Origin of the sequence: Polyangium jinanense, from assembly GCF_028435265.1 — a bacterium.
GTDB classification, from domain to species: Bacteria; Myxococcota_A; Polyangia; order Polyangiales; family Polyangiaceae; genus Polyangium; species Polyangium jinanense.
In genome coordinates this window covers 1-14,699 of sequence record NZ_JAGTJK010000040.1, presented here as the reverse complement: position 1 = coordinate 14,699, position 14,699 = coordinate 1, and the positions used below count along the sequence as shown (strand labels likewise).

At 68.8% G+C, this 14,699-nt stretch carries 14 protein-coding genes; 9 read left to right on the top strand and 5 right to left on the bottom strand.

Annotated features, from left to right (window positions below; translation table 11 throughout):
* The first annotated feature begins 25 nt into the window (after nt 1-25).
* The 3 genes from KEG38_RS40630 to KEG38_RS40620 are packed head-to-tail and all read left to right on the top strand — an operon-like array spanning nt 26 to nt 3,556.
* Complete coding sequence (locus tag KEG38_RS40630; RefSeq protein ID WP_272425848.1) at nt 26-1,213, top strand: hypothetical protein; 1,188 nt, start codon at nt 26-28, stop codon at nt 1,211-1,213.
* The gene (locus tag KEG38_RS40625; RefSeq protein WP_272425847.1) at nt 1,210-2,544 is read left to right on the top strand and encodes a serine/threonine-protein kinase; all 1,335 of its coding nucleotides are present in this window, start codon (nt 1,210-1,212) and stop codon (nt 2,542-2,544) included. Before KEG38_RS40630 ends, KEG38_RS40625 begins: the two co-directional genes overlap by 4 nt.
* 10 nt (nt 2,545-2,554) lie before the next feature.
* Nucleotides 2,555-3,556, top strand: coding sequence for a PEGA domain-containing protein (locus tag KEG38_RS40620; RefSeq protein WP_272425846.1), 1,002 nt, complete (start codon nt 2,555-2,557; stop codon nt 3,554-3,556).
* Between the two features lie 13 nt (nt 3,557-3,569).
* On the opposite strand, the gene KEG38_RS40615 is transcribed toward KEG38_RS40620, so the two are convergent.
* The gene (locus KEG38_RS40615; RefSeq protein ID WP_272425845.1) at nt 3,570-4,316 is read right to left on the bottom strand and encodes a ferritin-like domain-containing protein; all 747 of its coding nucleotides are present in this window, start codon (nt 4,314-4,316) and stop codon (nt 3,570-3,572) included.
* A 22-nt stretch (nt 4,317-4,338) separates the two neighbouring features.
* Nucleotides 4,339-5,511 carry a hypothetical protein gene (locus KEG38_RS40610; RefSeq protein WP_272425844.1) on the bottom strand — a complete coding sequence of 391 codons (1,173 nt, stop codon included), beginning with the start codon at nt 5,509-5,511 and terminating at the stop codon, nt 4,339-4,341.
* Between the two features lie 242 nt (nt 5,512-5,753).
* On the opposite strand from KEG38_RS40610, the gene KEG38_RS40605 reads away from it, so the two are divergent.
* The 3 genes from KEG38_RS40605 to KEG38_RS40595 all read left to right on the top strand — a co-directional run bounded on the left by KEG38_RS40605 (nt 5,754) and on the right by KEG38_RS40595 (nt 8,261).
* The gene (locus KEG38_RS40605) at nt 5,754-6,206 is read left to right on the top strand and encodes a PA2169 family four-helix-bundle protein (RefSeq protein WP_272425843.1); all 453 of its coding nucleotides are present in this window, start codon (nt 5,754-5,756) and stop codon (nt 6,204-6,206) included.
* A 97-nt stretch (nt 6,207-6,303) separates the two neighbouring features.
* The gene (locus KEG38_RS40600) at nt 6,304-7,926 is read left to right on the top strand and encodes a radical SAM protein (protein WP_272425842.1); all 1,623 of its coding nucleotides are present in this window, start codon (nt 6,304-6,306) and stop codon (nt 7,924-7,926) included.
* Between the two features lie 77 nt (nt 7,927-8,003).
* Entirely contained in the window at nt 8,004-8,261 is a 258-nt protein-coding gene (locus KEG38_RS40595) for a hypothetical protein (protein WP_272425841.1), read from the top strand.
* Here the strand turns inward: KEG38_RS40595 and KEG38_RS40590 are convergent.
* Nucleotides 8,258-8,707, bottom strand: coding sequence for a hypothetical protein (locus KEG38_RS40590; protein WP_272425840.1), 450 nt, complete (start codon nt 8,705-8,707; stop codon nt 8,258-8,260). The two genes, KEG38_RS40595 and KEG38_RS40590, sit on opposite strands and share 4 nt — an antisense overlap.
* Before the next feature lie 352 nt (nt 8,708-9,059).
* Here KEG38_RS40590 and KEG38_RS40585 point away from each other — a divergent pair, with 352 nt between their 5' ends.
* Nucleotides 9,060-10,205: a GNAT family N-acetyltransferase gene (locus KEG38_RS40585; RefSeq protein ID WP_272425839.1), complete on the top strand. Its 1,146-nt coding sequence runs from the start codon at nt 9,060-9,062 to the stop codon at nt 10,203-10,205.
* On the top strand, nt 10,181-11,080 hold the full coding sequence (locus KEG38_RS40580) for a hypothetical protein (protein WP_272425838.1): 900 nt from the start codon (nt 10,181-10,183) through the stop codon (nt 11,078-11,080). Before KEG38_RS40585 ends, KEG38_RS40580 begins: the two co-directional genes overlap by 25 nt.
* On the opposite strand, the gene KEG38_RS40575 is transcribed toward KEG38_RS40580, so the two are convergent.
* Both KEG38_RS40575 and KEG38_RS40570 read right to left on the bottom strand, forming a co-directional pair.
* Nucleotides 11,064-11,876 (bottom strand): SDR family oxidoreductase, encoded by an 813-nt coding sequence (locus KEG38_RS40575; RefSeq protein ID WP_272425837.1) that lies wholly within the window; start codon nt 11,874-11,876, stop codon nt 11,064-11,066. The two genes, KEG38_RS40580 and KEG38_RS40575, sit on opposite strands and share 17 nt — an antisense overlap.
* A gap of 9 nt (nt 11,877-11,885) precedes the next feature.
* Entirely contained in the window at nt 11,886-13,004 is a 1,119-nt protein-coding gene (locus KEG38_RS40570) for an MBL fold metallo-hydrolase (RefSeq protein ID WP_272425836.1), read from the bottom strand.
* A gap of 197 nt (nt 13,005-13,201) precedes the next feature.
* On the opposite strand from KEG38_RS40570, the gene KEG38_RS40565 reads away from it, so the two are divergent.
* Nucleotides 13,202-14,581: a DUF2330 domain-containing protein gene (locus tag KEG38_RS40565; RefSeq protein WP_272425835.1), complete on the top strand. Its 1,380-nt coding sequence runs from the start codon at nt 13,202-13,204 to the stop codon at nt 14,579-14,581.
* The last annotated feature ends 118 nt before the right edge of the window (nt 14,582-14,699 follow it).

Here is a 14,699-nt window from a genome sequence, read left to right as displayed (position 1 = left end):
CTGGGCGCGGATGTCCAATCGCGCCATGCGCAAGGGGAAGGGGAAGCGCCGTCGTGCGATCTTGGCGGCCCTCTCGGTTTCGGTCGCGGCGGCGTTCGCGGGGTGTCTCGAGCCCACGCAGGTCACGATCGAGATCAAGACCGACGTGCCCTGCGGCCAGGTGTCCAGCACGGCGATCGCGGTGGCCAACGACTACCAGTCGCTCGAGGCGAACCCGCCGCCGGGCACCGAGGCGCTCACGTGCATCGGCGATCGTATCGGATCGCTTGTGCTCATTCCGAAGAGCGCGAAAGACGAGCTGCTCGCCATCAAGGTCGCAACGGGCGTGGGCGTGAGCGGCATCGACTGCCTCGATCCGAACGCGACGCAGGCGACGAAGGATCGCTGCATCATCGCGCGGCGCAGGCTCCGGTTCATCCCGAGCACGCCGCTCGATCTGCCGATTTTCATGTGGAACGAGTGCATCGGCAAGCCGTGTGATCCGGATTCGACGTGCGTCGCCAAGTTTGGCTGCGTCGATTCGGAGATCTCCGGCGACGAATGCGCGAAGAACACGTCCGCGTGTGACGTGGGCGAGGGCCAGGGCGGCGCCGGCGGCGTCGGCGGCGGGGGTCCCGTGGGACCGGGCGGAAACGGCGGCACGGGCGGCGTGGGCCCCGGCAGCGGCGGGAGCGGCGGCCTCGGCGGAAGCATCGGGAACGGCGGAAGCGGCGGCCTCGGCGGAAGCGGCGGCCTCGGCGGAAGCATCGGGAACGGCGGAAGCGGTGGCTTCGGCGGAAGCATCGGGAACGGCGGAAGCGGCGGCCTCGGCGGACCCGTGGAGGTGGACGCTGGCCCTCCGGGCACGGGCGGTGGTACGTCGAGCAGCAGCTCGTCGAGCAGCAGCAGCTCTTCCAGCAGCTCGTCGAGCAGCAGCACGTCTGGAGTTGGCGGAGGTGGTGGCGCTGCCGGTTCCACGACCGGCGCCGGTGGGATGGGCGGCGGTGGAGGCTTCTGGGGGACCGGCGGCGGCGGTGCCGGCGGCGGCGGCGGCGCAGGCGGCGTCGGCGGCCCGAAGGAAAACTGCCCCGACGGCGGCGTCGCGGGACAGGGCGGGATCAAGAACTGCGAGGTCATCGAGCCGGTCGCGCCCCCACCCGAGCCCAAGACCACGACCCTCCGCCGCGTTCGCCTCTTCACACAGGACGCGCTCACGCGTATGCTGCGCCCGTGACCGAGCCCGCTCCCCGGGATCCGGCCTCCCCCGATGGCGCGCCCGCGCCGGGCACGGTGCTCGCCGGCAAGTACGTCGTCGAGTCCGTCCTCGGTCAGGGCGGCATGGGGATCGTCCTGCAAGCGCGGCACCAGCGCACCGAGCAGGCCGTGGCCATCAAGCTCTTGCGCCCCGACGCGCGCGTGCTGCCCGACGTGACGGCGCGATTCGAGCGCGAGGCGCGCGCGGCGGCCCGGATCCAGGGGCCGCACGTGGTGCGCGTCTACGACGTCGACAACCTCCCGGACGGCAGCCCCATGATGGTGATGGAGCTGCTTCAGGGCTGGGATCTCGGTCAGGAGCTCGCGATCCGCGGCCCGCTGCCGTATCCGGAGGCCGTCGGTTACGTCCTCGCGGCGTGCGAGGCGCTTTCGCAGGCGCATCGCATGGGCGTCGTGCATCGCGACATCAAGCCGGGCAATCTGTTCCTGTGCCAGGAGGGGCAGCGGCGCATCGTCAAGGTGCTCGATTTCGGCATTTCCAAGGTCCTCGACAAACGGGACAACGCCGCGCAGACGGCCACGACGGCGGCGTTCGGCACGCCGCAATACATGTCGCCGGAGCAGGTGCGGTCCGCAAAAAACGTCGACGGGCGGGCGGACATCTGGTCGCTCGGCGTGGTCCTCTACGAATTGCTCGGCGGCCGCGGGCCCTTCGACGAGGTGAGCGCGACGGCCGCGCTCGCGGCGATCATCGCGGACGATCCCAGGCCTTTGCGTGAGGTCCGGCCGGATCTGCCGCAGAAGCTCGCGGACGTGGTCATGAAGGCGCTCGAAAAGCGCGCCGACGAAAGGTGGCCCGACATCGATACGTTCATGGCCGCGCTCATGCCGTTTGGCCCGGCCGGCGCCGCGCCGCAGACGTTGCTCAATGCGAAGACGCCGCAGCTCGCCGCCCCCCGCGAGCCGATGTCGACCCGGCGATTGATGATCGTGTCGGCGGGCATTGCAGCGGTGGTCGTGGGGGTTTTTCTGTTCGTGCTGGCCTCGCAGACGAAAAAGCCCGCGGAGCCGGCCGTGGATACGGCCGTGACGACCGCGACGACGCTCCCACCCGCGGCGACGCCCGCGCCCTCGCCGACGATGACGCCGACGCCCGCCGCCACGCCTGCGGCCGCGATCGAGACGGCGACCGCGCCCCCGACCGCGCCCGTCGCCGTGGGGCTGTCGCCGAAACAAGCGCCGACGCCCGCCTCGCCGCCGGTCACCGCGACGGCCACGGCCGCGCCCACGCCGAAGCCGACGCCTCCCAAGCCGCCCCCGCCCCCGGCGGAGGATCCGACCCACCTCTAAAGATCGCGCCATGAGCCGAAATCGCCTTCGTGCTGGCCTTTCCCACGTCCTCCTCGTCGCGCTAATCACGACGATCGCCCCGTCTGCCCGCGCCGACGCGCCGCAAGCAGCCCCGCAGGCGCCTGCCGGGCAGGATCCCGCGCTCGTGGCGCGCGCCAAGGAGCGCAAGGCCGAGGGCGACAAGGCCATGGACAAGCTCCGGCCGCTCGACGCGCTCGCGGCCTATACCGAGGCGTACGCGCTGAACCCGGAGCCGGCGCTTTTGTACAACATGGGCCGGGCCCTCGAAGCGCTCGACCGGCTGCCCGAGGCGCTCGAAAAACTCACGGTATTCCGCGCGCAGGCGCCCGCCGAGCTCCTCGCCAAGGTGCCGGGGCTGAACGATCGCATCGCGAACATCGAAAAACGTCTGTCGCGGCTCACCGTGAAGGTGAACGTCGACGGGGCGCGGATCCTCGTGCGCGACGTCGTCGCGGGAATGTCGCCCCTCGACAAACCCCTCGTGCTCAAGGCCGGTCCGGCCGACGTCCTCGTCGAGGCCGAGGGGTATTTCCCTTATCGCACGCGCGTCGATTTGCCGGGTGCCGGTGCGTACGTCCTCGATGCCCAGCTCCAGAGCAAGGCCAGGGTCGGCAAGCTCCTCGTGACCGCGCCGAAGACCGGGGTCACGGTCCTCGTCGACGGCAAGAACGCGGGGCAAGCGCCGCTCGAGACGCTCGTCGAGCCGGGGACGCACAAGGTCGCATCGAGGCACCCCGAATACGTCGATTACGAGACCAGCGTCATCGTGACGGCCGGCGGCGAGCGCACGGTCGCGCTCGTCCTCCAGCGCCCGCCGCCCATTTACGCGCGCTGGTGGTTCTGGACCACGATCGGCGTGGTCGTCGCGGGCGGCGCGGCCGGCGGCGCGGCGTATGCCCTCACGACCGAAAAAGATCCGGGGCGGGGGGACATCCCTCCGGGCCAGCTCTCGCCGGCCTTTTTCGTGACGACGCCCCCGCTCCCGTTCTGATCGGCGTTCTTGATCAGGCTGCCTGTTGCAACTTCCCTTCCGCGTCCTGCATCGCGTGGTTCGCGACCCATTGCCGCACGTGCGCGAGGTGTTTTTCCTCGGCGCGCATCGCGTCGCGGAAATCGTCCGCCATCGCCTCGTGCCCCAGGCTCGTCGCGAGCTCGATCAGCATGTCCCAGCCCTCGCTGTCGGCGAGCTCGGCCACGAGGATCGCGTGCAATGTCTGCGGCAGCGTCGTGCGCGGATCATTGAGGACCTGCAAGAGGCCCGACGCCTCCACCGCCGCGATGTCCGCCGAGGGCGTGAGCGCCGTCGGATCCGCGCCCATGCTCTCGAGGGCGCTCCGGAGCACGTGGAAGTGCCTGAGCTCTTCGTCGTGGAACTCGAGGAGCGTCTCGCGCGTCGGCCCGCCGTCGTAGCTCCCGAGCGCGTCGAACTTCGCGAGCACGCTCTGGTACATGCGTGTCCCGGTCCGCTCGAATTGCAGGCGCTCGGCGAGTTTGTCCAGGAACACGGCCGGGTTCTTGGCCGTGAGGCCTTCGAGCACCGATTTCACCGCGCCCTTCACGCTCGACGGCGGCGGCATCGTGCCCACGATGCCGGACTCGCTGGTGTACGAGATCCGCAGGCTCGCGATCCCCGACGCGTCGCCCTCGCTGCTCGGCACCGTGGCCTCGGCGGCCTCGATGAGCTCCTTCGAATCGATCGGGCTCGTCCCGATCCCCGTCCGATTCATCCCCATGTCGGTCGGCTCTTTCATCGTTTCCTCCTTTGAGCTCTTTTCAGGCCGCCTGCTTCACGAGCTCGCTTCCGGGGGTGTAGACGTAGCCCGCCGCCACGGTTTGGCTGGGCGAACCATCAGAATTGATCTGCCGGTTGTAGGCGATCGAGGGCGCATCCGGAGGCACCTCTGCCACCGGGACGAACTGGGTCCCCACGCTGCGCAGGTGCACCTCGTTCTTCAACACCTGCCGCACGTAATCGCGGTGGCTCATGTACTTGATGCGCTCCGGCAGGCTCGTCGGGATGATCTCGAACGGATCGCGATTTTCCACGCGCCGGAAGAGATCCATCACGTGGTTCAGGTGGCCGAGCTCGTAGGCCACCATGCGCTCCCAGATGGCCTTGAGCCGCGCATTCGACTCCTGTTCCATGCACGCGAGGTAGTTCCAGACCTCCGTACACTCGTGCAGGAGCCATTTCTCCATCCACGTCTCGTGTGGGTCGATGATCGCCTCGTATTGCGTGACGTGTTGCTCCTCGATGTGCGCGATCTCCGCGTAGAGCAGGCGCGCCGCCGGGTCTGCGAAGAGCGGCCCGATGTTCTGGTAGTAGTTCTGCGTCTGCTGCTCGCCCGACATGATCGTCAACGACACGAGTTTCGTGATCGGCGAGGCCGTGGTGCGATCGTAGTGCTCGCGCAGATCGTCGAGCGGATGCCGGTGCTCGACCACCGTGGGCCGGCCCGGCATGACGTCGGTGTACGATTGCAGAATGGCGTTCGCGTCCTTGCCCTCCATGCGGTCCATGAGCGCCGAGTATCGATACAGGTGATCGAAATCTTCGAGGAGCCCGAAGCGGAGCACCTGCGCGATGTACGGATCGGGCTCGAGCAGCGCGAGGCTCGCGGTCACCTCGATGGCGACCTGCTCGTAGGCGATCGTGGTCTCGAGCGGCGATTGATCCGCCGGCAGGAGCCAGTTCACGAGCACCTGCTGGTGCGTCTCGATGCGCCGCACCTTCGCGAGCTCGGCGCGCATCGGGTGGTTCATGCGGGCGAACATGTGCTGGAAGCGGTTCGCCTCCATCTCGATGCCATTCATGAGGATGATACGCAGGCGCGTGAACGCGTCGTCGTTCAGCTTGCTGATCGGCTCGCGCACCATGTCGCGCCAGGTGAAATCTTCCTGGGCGTCGAGGGCCACGCCTTTTTCCTTCGTGAGGTCGAGTGCCACGATAATCCTCCCCGTTCGGTTCCTCCGCGATGGGCTCACGGATCGGGCGCCGCAGGGTCGCCGTCCGATCCCCCTCGCTTGCAAGAAGCTTGCGAGGTTTCGTCCGGGACCGAATGGGTTTGTCCGGCGAGCAGACTCTGCACGTTGCGGGCGAAAGGTTCCCGCGACGGGGCTCGACGTCGCGCACATTCGTCCCCCATGGACATGCCGAGCCTGGAAGGGCCCCGAGGAGGCAGTTTTCCATGGATAACCGCGAAGTGGTTGATAAGCTGAACAAACTGATCAAGCTCGACGTGGACGCGGTGCATGCGTACAAGCAGGCGATCGACGCCTGCACGATGGAGGACATCCGGAGCAACCTGGACCGGTTCCAGAAAGACCATCAGCAGCACATTCGGGATCTCTCGCAGCAGGTACGGGCCTGCGGCGGCGAGCCCGAAGTGGAGACGTCCTGGGCCGGGTTCCTGATCGAGGGCTTCACGGCCATCACGGCCCAGGGCGATCACAGCGCGCTGCTCGCGATGCGGGGGAATGAGGAGCTGACGAACCGCACTTACGAGGCGGCGCTCAACGTGGCCGACCTGCCGACGGAGGTGCGCTCGCTCCTCGAGAGGAACTTCTCGGACGAGCAGCGTCACCTCGCATGGATCAAGGATCAGCTCAACATGCGGGTCTGGGAGAGGAAGGCGGCTTAGAGAAGCAGCTCTCCGTCGTCCAAGGACGACCCTCATGGCCCCGCCTGCACGTCGCGTGTGTGGCGGGGTGTCGTTTTGTTGTATGATCTCCCGGCCGATGGAGCCGAAGACGCAGCGGGGGTTCGGGGCGCAGGGCGCCGAAGGCGATCCGGAGCCCCGAGCGTTGATCGAAATACAACTCGGCCATATGTGCAACAACCGTTGCGTGTTCTGCGTCAGCGGCCAGGAGACGGCGCTTGGCCGCGCGAGGCCGCTCCCGCTCGCGCCGATCCTCGAGCAGATCCGGGCCGCGCGCGCGGCCGGGCACAGGAAGATCACGCTGCTCGGCGGCGAGCCCACGCTGCAGCCTGCGTTCCTCGACGTGGTGCGCGAGAGCGTCGCGCTCGGCTTCGAGGAGATCGTGATCTTCACGAACGGCGTGAAGACCGCTCGCGCCGCGTTCGTGGACGAGATCCTCGCGACCGGCGGGAATTTCACGTTCCGCTTCTCGATCCAGGGCGCGACCGAGGAGGCGCACGAGCGCACGACGCGCAAAGATGGGTCGTTCGCCCGCATTGTGCAGTCGATGCATCACGTGCGGGCGCGGGGGCAGCGGCTCACCGTGAACATGTGTGTCGTCCAGTCGAACCACGAATCCGTGGACGCGTTCCCGGATCTGCTCCTGCCACTCGGGGTCTCGCAGCTCCACCTCGACATGGTGCGGCCGCTCGACGCGGGCGTGCGCACGGAGGCGGAGTTCGCGGCGATGATCCCGCGTTACCGGAGCCTCGTCGGCCCGCTGGAACGTATGGTTTCGGGCTTCCCCGAGGGGTTCGACGTCAACATCGGAAACCTCCCGTATTGCGTCGCGCCGCACCTCGCGCCGTTCATTCATCACGACGGCGAAAAGACGATGACGATCGCCGTCGACGGCGAGAAGACGCTCAGCAAGCCCTGGGACAAATACCTCGTCAAGCGGCGGGACAAGTCGAAGCCCGCGGGCTGCGCGACGTGCGTCTTCGACGCGCGTTGCAATGGCGTTTTCGAAACGTACCGGGAGATGTACGGCGACGAGGAGTTCGTCCCCGTGACGCCCGAGCGCCTCGTCGAGGCCGATCCCAGTCGAAAACTCTTTTCGGTGCACGCGCGGGCGCTCGTCGCGCAGGCGTTCGCCGGGTTCGTCCCGCCAAATCCGTTTTCCCGCGTCACCCTCACGGAGCTCGGCGAGCGGGCGGTCGAGGTGCGGCTCGAAGGCGAGGAGAGCCTCGTGGTCACGCTGAGGCCACGGTCGGAAGGCGAGGGGATCGCGGCAACAGACTGGTTTTCCGTGGGGATCGTCGCCGCGCCGGCGGATCGGGCGGCGTCGCGGGCGGGCATCCTCGCGATCGGAGAGAGGTTGTCCGGGCACGTCACGTTCGTGCATCCGATCGGGGAGGACGCGGCGCTGCCGCTCGTGCGATCCGTGGCAGCGCGGACGCAGCTCTTGCGGCGGCGCGCGCCGTTCGGCGCCCTCGCGTGGAAGGACGTGCGCGTCTTGTCGGAAGGGCGGCGCGCCGAGCTCGGGTTCGAGGCGCCGTCGGGGGAGCGCGCCTGGGTTTGGCTGGGTGAAACGAACGGTAAACCCGTGGGCGGGTATCGGGTCGGGGAGGGGCAGCCCTCGGCCGAGGTCATCGAGGGGCTCCGGGCCGTGCTGGGCGCGCTCTCGCCCGGCGGCTCGGGTCCGCGGGCCGCGCCTCCGTAACGGGCTTGACGTTCCTATGGGGCGGACGGCTTTCGTTTCGTCCGCGCCGGCCCCATGGGGAAGCCCTGGAGGGCATCATGGCGAAGGAGCAACCCTGGCCTTTTGATCGGGGTGACGCCGGGGCCGGGCAGCCTCGGACGCAAGAGAGCGTGCCCGGCGTGCGGGGCGGCGAGCCGGTTTCGCGCGGGCCTTTGGGAGACGAGGGCGGCGCGGGGTCGTATCCCGGCGGCCCGACGTATTCCGAGGGGACCACGCTGGAGGACGGCCCGAACCCCGAGACGTGGGTGCCCCCGACCGAGGAGATCAGCGGGCCGCCCATGGAGCCGACCGATTAACGGGAGCCCTTGCACCCTTCCATGCGCAAGGCCGTGACTTCTCCGGCGATTTCGAGCTTCACCGACTCGTAATCGATCGCGGCCACGCGCTCCTCCGCGTTGCAGCCCTTCCGCCCCTCCAGCACGAGCGTGTAGGTGACGGATCTGCCTCCGTTGTCGGGGATTCGCTCCTCGACTTCGAGAGTATCGCCACGCTTTTCGTCCGCCTTTCCTTCGCTGTCCTCGGCCCTGCACGCGACGATCACCGCGGCGCTCGCACGCGCTGTCACGGTCTCGCCGCTCTTGTTGCGCAGGCGGAGCGAGACGACCGCGTTTTCGCCCGTGCACCGGGCGACGGGCTCTCCGACGACCTCGACGCTGGCCTCCTCTCCGGCCACGGCGTCCGTTGTGACGAGCGCGAGCGGGGCGAGGAGGAGCCACAGCGTGCTCCGAAGCATCGTGTTCACGGGGGTGGACTCCTTTTCGAATGGGTCGGGCCGCGCGGGTAGGGTAGGTGCGCGGCGTTATGCCGAGGGCGCGTGGCCGGGTGGGAAAGAAATGCCCGGAGCGCGCGCGCTGGATCTCGTATGCAAAGGAGTGGCCGAAGAACCTGGAGAGTGCGCGCGAGGACCACGAATGCCCCGGGCGCGATCCCGCCGGCACAGGGAAAAACCTCGTTATCCGAAGGGAGCGCTCGACGCGGATACCCGCCATTCCGGGCGCGCTTTGCATGGGTTTTCACGGGCCATGTGAGGTGGCGGGGTCCGGGGGGGCGGACCAAGCTCCGAGGACGGCACTGGAGCCGCGGGGGGAAACGGAATGCAAGAGCTCGAGCTGCGGCCGAAGCCTTCCACGAGCGCGGACGAAATGCGCCGCGCGGCGCTCTCCACCCAGCGACTCGCCGGGGCTTCGGCGCTGTCACAGATAGGAGAGACCTGGGCCGCGCTCGATGCGCTGCAGGACACCCCGATGCAGCAAAGCCTCTGGACGGAGAGCTGGCTCTCGGCGAGCGGCGCGGGGGATCGATTGCGGGTCCTCGTCGCGACGTCGCCGCTCGAATCCCCCTCGATTGCGGCGCTCGTCCATCACGGGGGCCTTTCGCCTTCGCTCCTGCCCGCCGGGGCGATCGAGCTCGGCGAGCCCGTCGATCTGTCCCGCGGCGGCCCCGGGTCGCTCCGGGCGCTTTGCCAGGCGCTCGCCCGCGACCGGCATCCGGTGCACCTGCCGCGCGTGCTCGCGACCTCACCCACGATTCCGGCCCTGCGCGAGGCCTACCGCCGCCGCGGCGTCGTCCGCGTCGGGCCCGCGAAGCCTTGCCCATTCGTCCCGCTCGATACCTCGTGGAGCGAGCCCGAGCGCCACCTCTCGCCCCGTCGGCGCCAGGATCTGCGCCGCGCCGAGCGGCACGCCGAGCGCCAGGGCAAGCTCTCGTATTCGTTCCTCTCGCCCGCGCCCGAGGAAGCGGAAGGCGTGCTCGACGAGGCTTTCCGTGTCGAAGCCGCCTGCTGGAAGGGCCGCGAGGGCACGGCAATGTCGTCCGATCTGGTCATCGGCACGTTTTTCCGGACGTACGCCCTCGCCGCCGCGCGCCGCGGGATCCTGCGCGTCGCGTTCCTTCGTATCGGCGGCCTCGCCGCGGCGATGCAGCTCGCGGTCGAGCACGCCGGACGCTACTGGCTGCTCAAGATCGGCTATGACGAGGCGTTTCGACAGGCCTCGCCGGGCATTCTGCTCCTCCGCGAGAGCCTGCGCCGCGCGGCCGAGCAGGGGCTCTCGACGTACGAATTTCTCGGCGGCGTCGCGCCGTGGATCAAGCCCTGGACGAACGAGGAGCGCGCCACGGTTTCGCTCGGTGCGTATCCGGTGAGCCTCGCGAGCGCGTCCGCGCTGTCGAGCCAGGCTGCCGCGCGCGTGCTCCGGACATTGAGGAGGCAATTTCGATGGATGACACGATCCGAGGTCTGAAGCAGGCCGCGCTCGCGGCATGGGAGCCGATCGCGAAGCGCGCCGGACGCGCCTACGTCGCCGGGCCGCGGATCACCGACGCCCTCACGCTCAGCCGGCAATTCTGGGACGCGGGCATGGGCGTCGTCGTTTGTTTCTGGAACGGCGAGAACACGTCCCCGCGGATCGTGGCGAACCGCGCGCTCGCCACACTCGAGTCCTTCGCGGAGGCGGACGGAGACCATTACCTCGCGATCAAGGCCCCCGCGCTCGGGTTTTCGCGGGATCTCGTCAGGGAGATCGTGACGCGCGCAACGCTCTCGTCCGCGCGGGTGCATTTCGACGCGCAGCGGCCCGAGGCCGTGGAGAAGACGCGGGCGCTCGCGGAGAGCGTCATGGGCGGGGGGACGACGATCGGATTCACCTTGCCCGGACGTTTTTCGCGGAGCGTGCGGGACGCGGCCTGGGCGATCCGGCGGAACGTGCCCGTGCGCGTGGTGAAAGGGCAGGTGCCGGATCCGGCGGCGCCCGAGCTCGATCCGCGGGCAGGTTTTCTCGCGGTGATCGACGCGCTCGCGGGCAGGGCGCGGCACGTGGGGGTGGCCTCGCACGACGCGCCGCTCGTGCGACAGGCGCTCCAGCGGCTCGTCTCGAACGGGACGCCGTGCGAGCTCGAATTGCTGCTCGGCTTGCCGTTCGGGCCGGCATTGCGGGAGGCGCGCACGTTCGGCGTACCGGTGCGCGTGTACGTGCCGTTCGGCGAGGGCCGATTGCCGTACCATTTCACGGAAGTGCGGCACAATCCACGCGTGCTCGCCTGGCTCGCCCGGGACCTCTGGCGCGCGGAGCGGGCGCCGCGGGCGAAGGTGCCGGGCTGGACTAGCGCCCCTGCTTGATTCGTTCCTGGGCCTTTCGTCCCTTTTTCGTGAGGAGCGGCTCGAGCCAGCGCGAAGCGGCCGGCGCCGTGTTCGCCGTGCGCGCCAGAATGCCTCGGCCGAGCGGCAAGGTGATTTCGAGCGGGCGCTTCGGTAACACCTCGTTCACGAGCGCGTGCTCGACGTCCTCGACGGTGAGCGGGCGCGGGCCGGAGAAGGTCATCGCGGCCTCCTCGTGATCGACCTGCAAATCGAGCATCGGCGTCTGCACGGCGTCGGGCATGACGAGCGTCACGGCGATGGCGTGGCGGGCGAGCTCCATCGCGGCGGCGAGCGTGAATCCCCGCACGGCGAATTTCGACGCCGCATAAAGGGAGAGCCCCGGCACGGGCGCGAGCGACGCGAGCGAGCCGATGTTCACGATGTGCCCGCCCCGTCCCCGCGCGATCATCCGCGCCGCGGCCGCGCGCGTGCCGAGCACCGTGCCTTTCACGTTCACGTCGAGGTGGAAATCCACGTCGGCGGCCGCGAGATCCGGGACCCAGCCGGGCTTGAGCACGCCCGCGATGTTCATGACGACGTCGAGCCCAGAGCCCTCGTGCTCGGCCCGATCGAGCGCCGCTTCCCAATCCGCGGCCTCGCGCACGTCCAGTTTGACGAGACGAACGTTCGTCCCCCACGCGCCCTCCGCCGCGCGTTTCTCCAGGGCGGCGAGGTTCACGTCCGTCGCGATGACCGTGTCCCCGCGACGCGCAAAAACCCCCGTCATGTGCGCGCCGATCCCACTCGCGGCGCCGGTCAAGACCAGGACGGCCATTGTCGCCTCCTAGGCCGAAAGAGCCGCGCCGGTGGCGCGGGTTTTGGTGTTGTCGCGCGCGGGGCGCGCGGGTTTGCCCAGCGTGAGATCGCCGAACGAGAACGTCGGCGTGACGCCGGGGAACAGAGCGTAGGCGCTGAGCTCCGAGGAGCTGACCATCGCCGGGAAATCCGGGTTTTGCCGGGACGCACCCGCGACCTCTTTCTCCTGCACCATCGAGATGTACTGGTCGAGCCCGCGCTCGAGCGTGTTGCCGTTGAGCACGACCTCCATCCCGGTGTCCTCGGCGTATCGGCGGAGTCCCGGGATCCGCGAAGCGCGCGGGGCATACGCGTCGGGGCCGACGCCGTTCTCGCTCGTCACGAAGATCCCCTCGCTCGTCCGCACCACGATCGAATGGTTGCCCTCGGTATGGCCGGGCGTCGCCATGAGCACGACGCTCTCGCCGAGCTTCGTGTCGCCGTCGAGCAGGACGATCCGCGAGGAATCGACACCGTCGATCCCGTCCGGGCAATACCAGTCGCGCTGCGGCGGCGCGAGCGCGAGCGTGCTCTCCCATTCCTGGCGCATGACGAGGAGTTTTGCGCGTGGAAAGTAGCCGGGACGCTCGTGCGCGCCGAGCCAGCGGCGCACGTCCTGCGTGTGCAGGTGATCGTACGTGATGTAATCGATGTCCTCGGGCAAGAGCCCCGCCTCGGCGAGGCACGATTCCACGGTGCCGAGCTCGGGCGCGATGAGGCGCTGGCCGAGGTCCTTGAAGGGGCCGAACATGCCGCCGAGGCGCTTGAAGAACGGCGTCTCGGCATTGGCGCGGATGTCGGAGGGCGAGGCGAGCAGGGTGCGGAGCCTGCCTTCGGCCTCGAATTGCACGAGGAAGACGCGGTTCAGGATGTGCACGAACGGCGTCGGGCCGCGGAAGGCATCGCGCAGCGCATACCGCGTCGGATAGGGGACACGCACGAGCCCGCGGGATCGATAACAAGGCACCGGCGGCGCCGAGAGCAGCTCTTCGCGCAGGCGCGCCGCGCGTTTTCGGACCTCGCGCAGGCGATCCTCGGGGCGCGACGCGTCACGGGCGCCCGCGAAAACGTCGATCGGTCGGAGCACGGGATCCAAAGGTTCGCGCATGACAATCTCGCTCCTCGTTCGGGCCCCTCCCTACCACGAAGGCGCGTCGCCGAGAACCTCCGTGCAATCGTGTCAACGTGTGCCCCGATGTGCCCGAAAGAGCCGCAGCGCAGACTCCGGGATCATGAAACGGCCGAAGAATCGGAGAGGCACGCGGCATGCCTTCCGGCAGCTTCGCTGCCCGGAGGTTGCCAAGCATGAAGCTCATCCACGCTCTCTTCCTTTCGCTCCCGCTCGTCACCGCCGTCGTGACCAACACCCACGACGCCGCCGCCTGCGGCGGCTGCGTCCCGCCGCAGGACGAGTCGACGCAAGTCACCGGCCACCGGATGATCTTTTCGGTCTCGCAAACCTCGACGACCCTCTGGGACCAGATCGAATACTCCGGCGAGCCCACGTCGTTCGCCTGGATCCTGCCCATCAAAGGCCAGGTCGAGGTCGGTTTGTCCTCGGACGCAGTCTTCGCAGTCCTCAGTGAGCGCACGGCGACGTCCGTCGCGGCACCTCCCTTGAACTGCCCGCCGCCGCCCTCCTGCTGGGGCGGATGGGAAGGAAGCGGCTCGGTAGGTGGTGCCGGCGGCGCAGGCGGCGACTCGGCCGGCGGCGGCGTCGACGTGATCTCGCAGGAGGTCGTCGGCCCCTACGAAACCGTGCAACTCGCGTCGTCGGACCCGAACGCCCTGAAGGACTGGCTCACGACGAACGGCTACAACATCAGCGCCGACGTCGGTCCGATCATCGACGCCTACGTCGGCGAGGGCTTCGACTTCCTCGCACTGAAGCTCGTCCCCGGCCAGGGCGTGAGCTCGATGCGTCCCGTACGCATCACCACGCTCGGCGCGAGCAACACGCTGCCCCTACGCATGGTCGCCGCGGGCACAGGCGCAGTCGCCCCGATGACGCTCTGGGTCTTCGCCGAGGGTCGCTACGAAACGAAGAACTTCTCGTCGTTCGAGATCAACGCGGCCGACATCGTGTGGAACTGGGACGAGGTCAATTCGAACTACGCGACGCTGAAGGACGACGCCTTCAAGGCCGCAAACAATTCGAACTGGCTGAACCAGTACGCGCAGCCGACGTCGTCGTGGGACATCCGCGGCCGGCTCGAACAGCTCGTGAGCTTCCTGCCGGATCAGAGCGGCTACGGCGATCCAAGCGACGGATACGTGACCGCAAACGAGGAGCTCCAAGCCGACCTCGAAAAGATGTTCGGCGGGATCAACGAGAACGAGCTCTGGCTGACGCGCATCAACACGGAGCTCGCACGAGCCTCCCTGAACAAGGATCTCGCACTCGGCGCGGCAACGGAGCAGGTGCCCGTCTCAAACTTCTTCCAAGCCACGAAGGCCATCGGCACGCCGCCCACGTGCCCCGAGTACCCGCCCTGCGATCCAGGCTCAGAAATCCCCGGTGACCCAAACGGCGGCGGCTGGTGGAACAACCTCGGCGACGGCAAAGGCAACGGGAGCGCCAGCAGCGCAAGCTGCGCCGTGTCGAGCAGCAGCGAGACCACAGCCGCACTCGGGCTCCTCAGCGTCGCACTCGGTCTGTCCGTGGCACGCCGCCGCCGTAGGTGATGCGCCGCGGGGCGTTGCCCCGCACCCCAGCAGGGGGCTGTCCGCCCCCTGCACCCCGGACCAGGCACGGCCTGGACCGAAGGCGGAAAAACCGCGCGATGCGCGGTTTTTCCGACGG

Excerpts from the sequence above, each read along its gene's own strand:
- KEG38_RS40630 (WP_272425848.1), top strand. The coding sequence starts at position 26 with ATGCGCAAGGGGAAGGGGAAGCGCCGTCGTGCGATCTTGGCGGCCCTC.
- KEG38_RS40620 (WP_272425846.1), top strand. The coding sequence starts at position 2,555 with ATGAGCCGAAATCGCCTTCGTGCTGGCCTTTCCCACGTCCTCCTCGTC.
- KEG38_RS40615 (WP_272425845.1), bottom strand. The coding sequence starts at position 4,316 with ATGAAAGAGCCGACCGACATGGGGATGAATCGGACGGGGATCGGGACG.
- KEG38_RS40605 (WP_272425843.1), top strand. The coding sequence starts at position 5,754 with ATGGATAACCGCGAAGTGGTTGATAAGCTGAACAAACTGATCAAGCTC.
- KEG38_RS40600 (WP_272425842.1), top strand. The coding sequence starts at position 6,304 with ATGGAGCCGAAGACGCAGCGGGGGTTCGGGGCGCAGGGCGCCGAAGGC.
- KEG38_RS40595 (WP_272425841.1), top strand. The coding sequence starts at position 8,004 with ATGGCGAAGGAGCAACCCTGGCCTTTTGATCGGGGTGACGCCGGGGCC.
- KEG38_RS40585 (WP_272425839.1), top strand. The coding sequence starts at position 9,060 with ATGCAAGAGCTCGAGCTGCGGCCGAAGCCTTCCACGAGCGCGGACGAA.
- KEG38_RS40580 (WP_272425838.1), top strand. The coding sequence starts at position 10,181 with ATGGATGACACGATCCGAGGTCTGAAGCAGGCCGCGCTCGCGGCATGG.
- KEG38_RS40575 (WP_272425837.1), bottom strand. The coding sequence starts at position 11,876 with ATGGCCGTCCTGGTCTTGACCGGCGCCGCGAGTGGGATCGGCGCGCAC.
- KEG38_RS40570 (WP_272425836.1), bottom strand. The coding sequence starts at position 13,004 with ATGCGCGAACCTTTGGATCCCGTGCTCCGACCGATCGACGTTTTCGCG.
- KEG38_RS40565 (WP_272425835.1), top strand. The coding sequence starts at position 13,202 with ATGAAGCTCATCCACGCTCTCTTCCTTTCGCTCCCGCTCGTCACCGCC.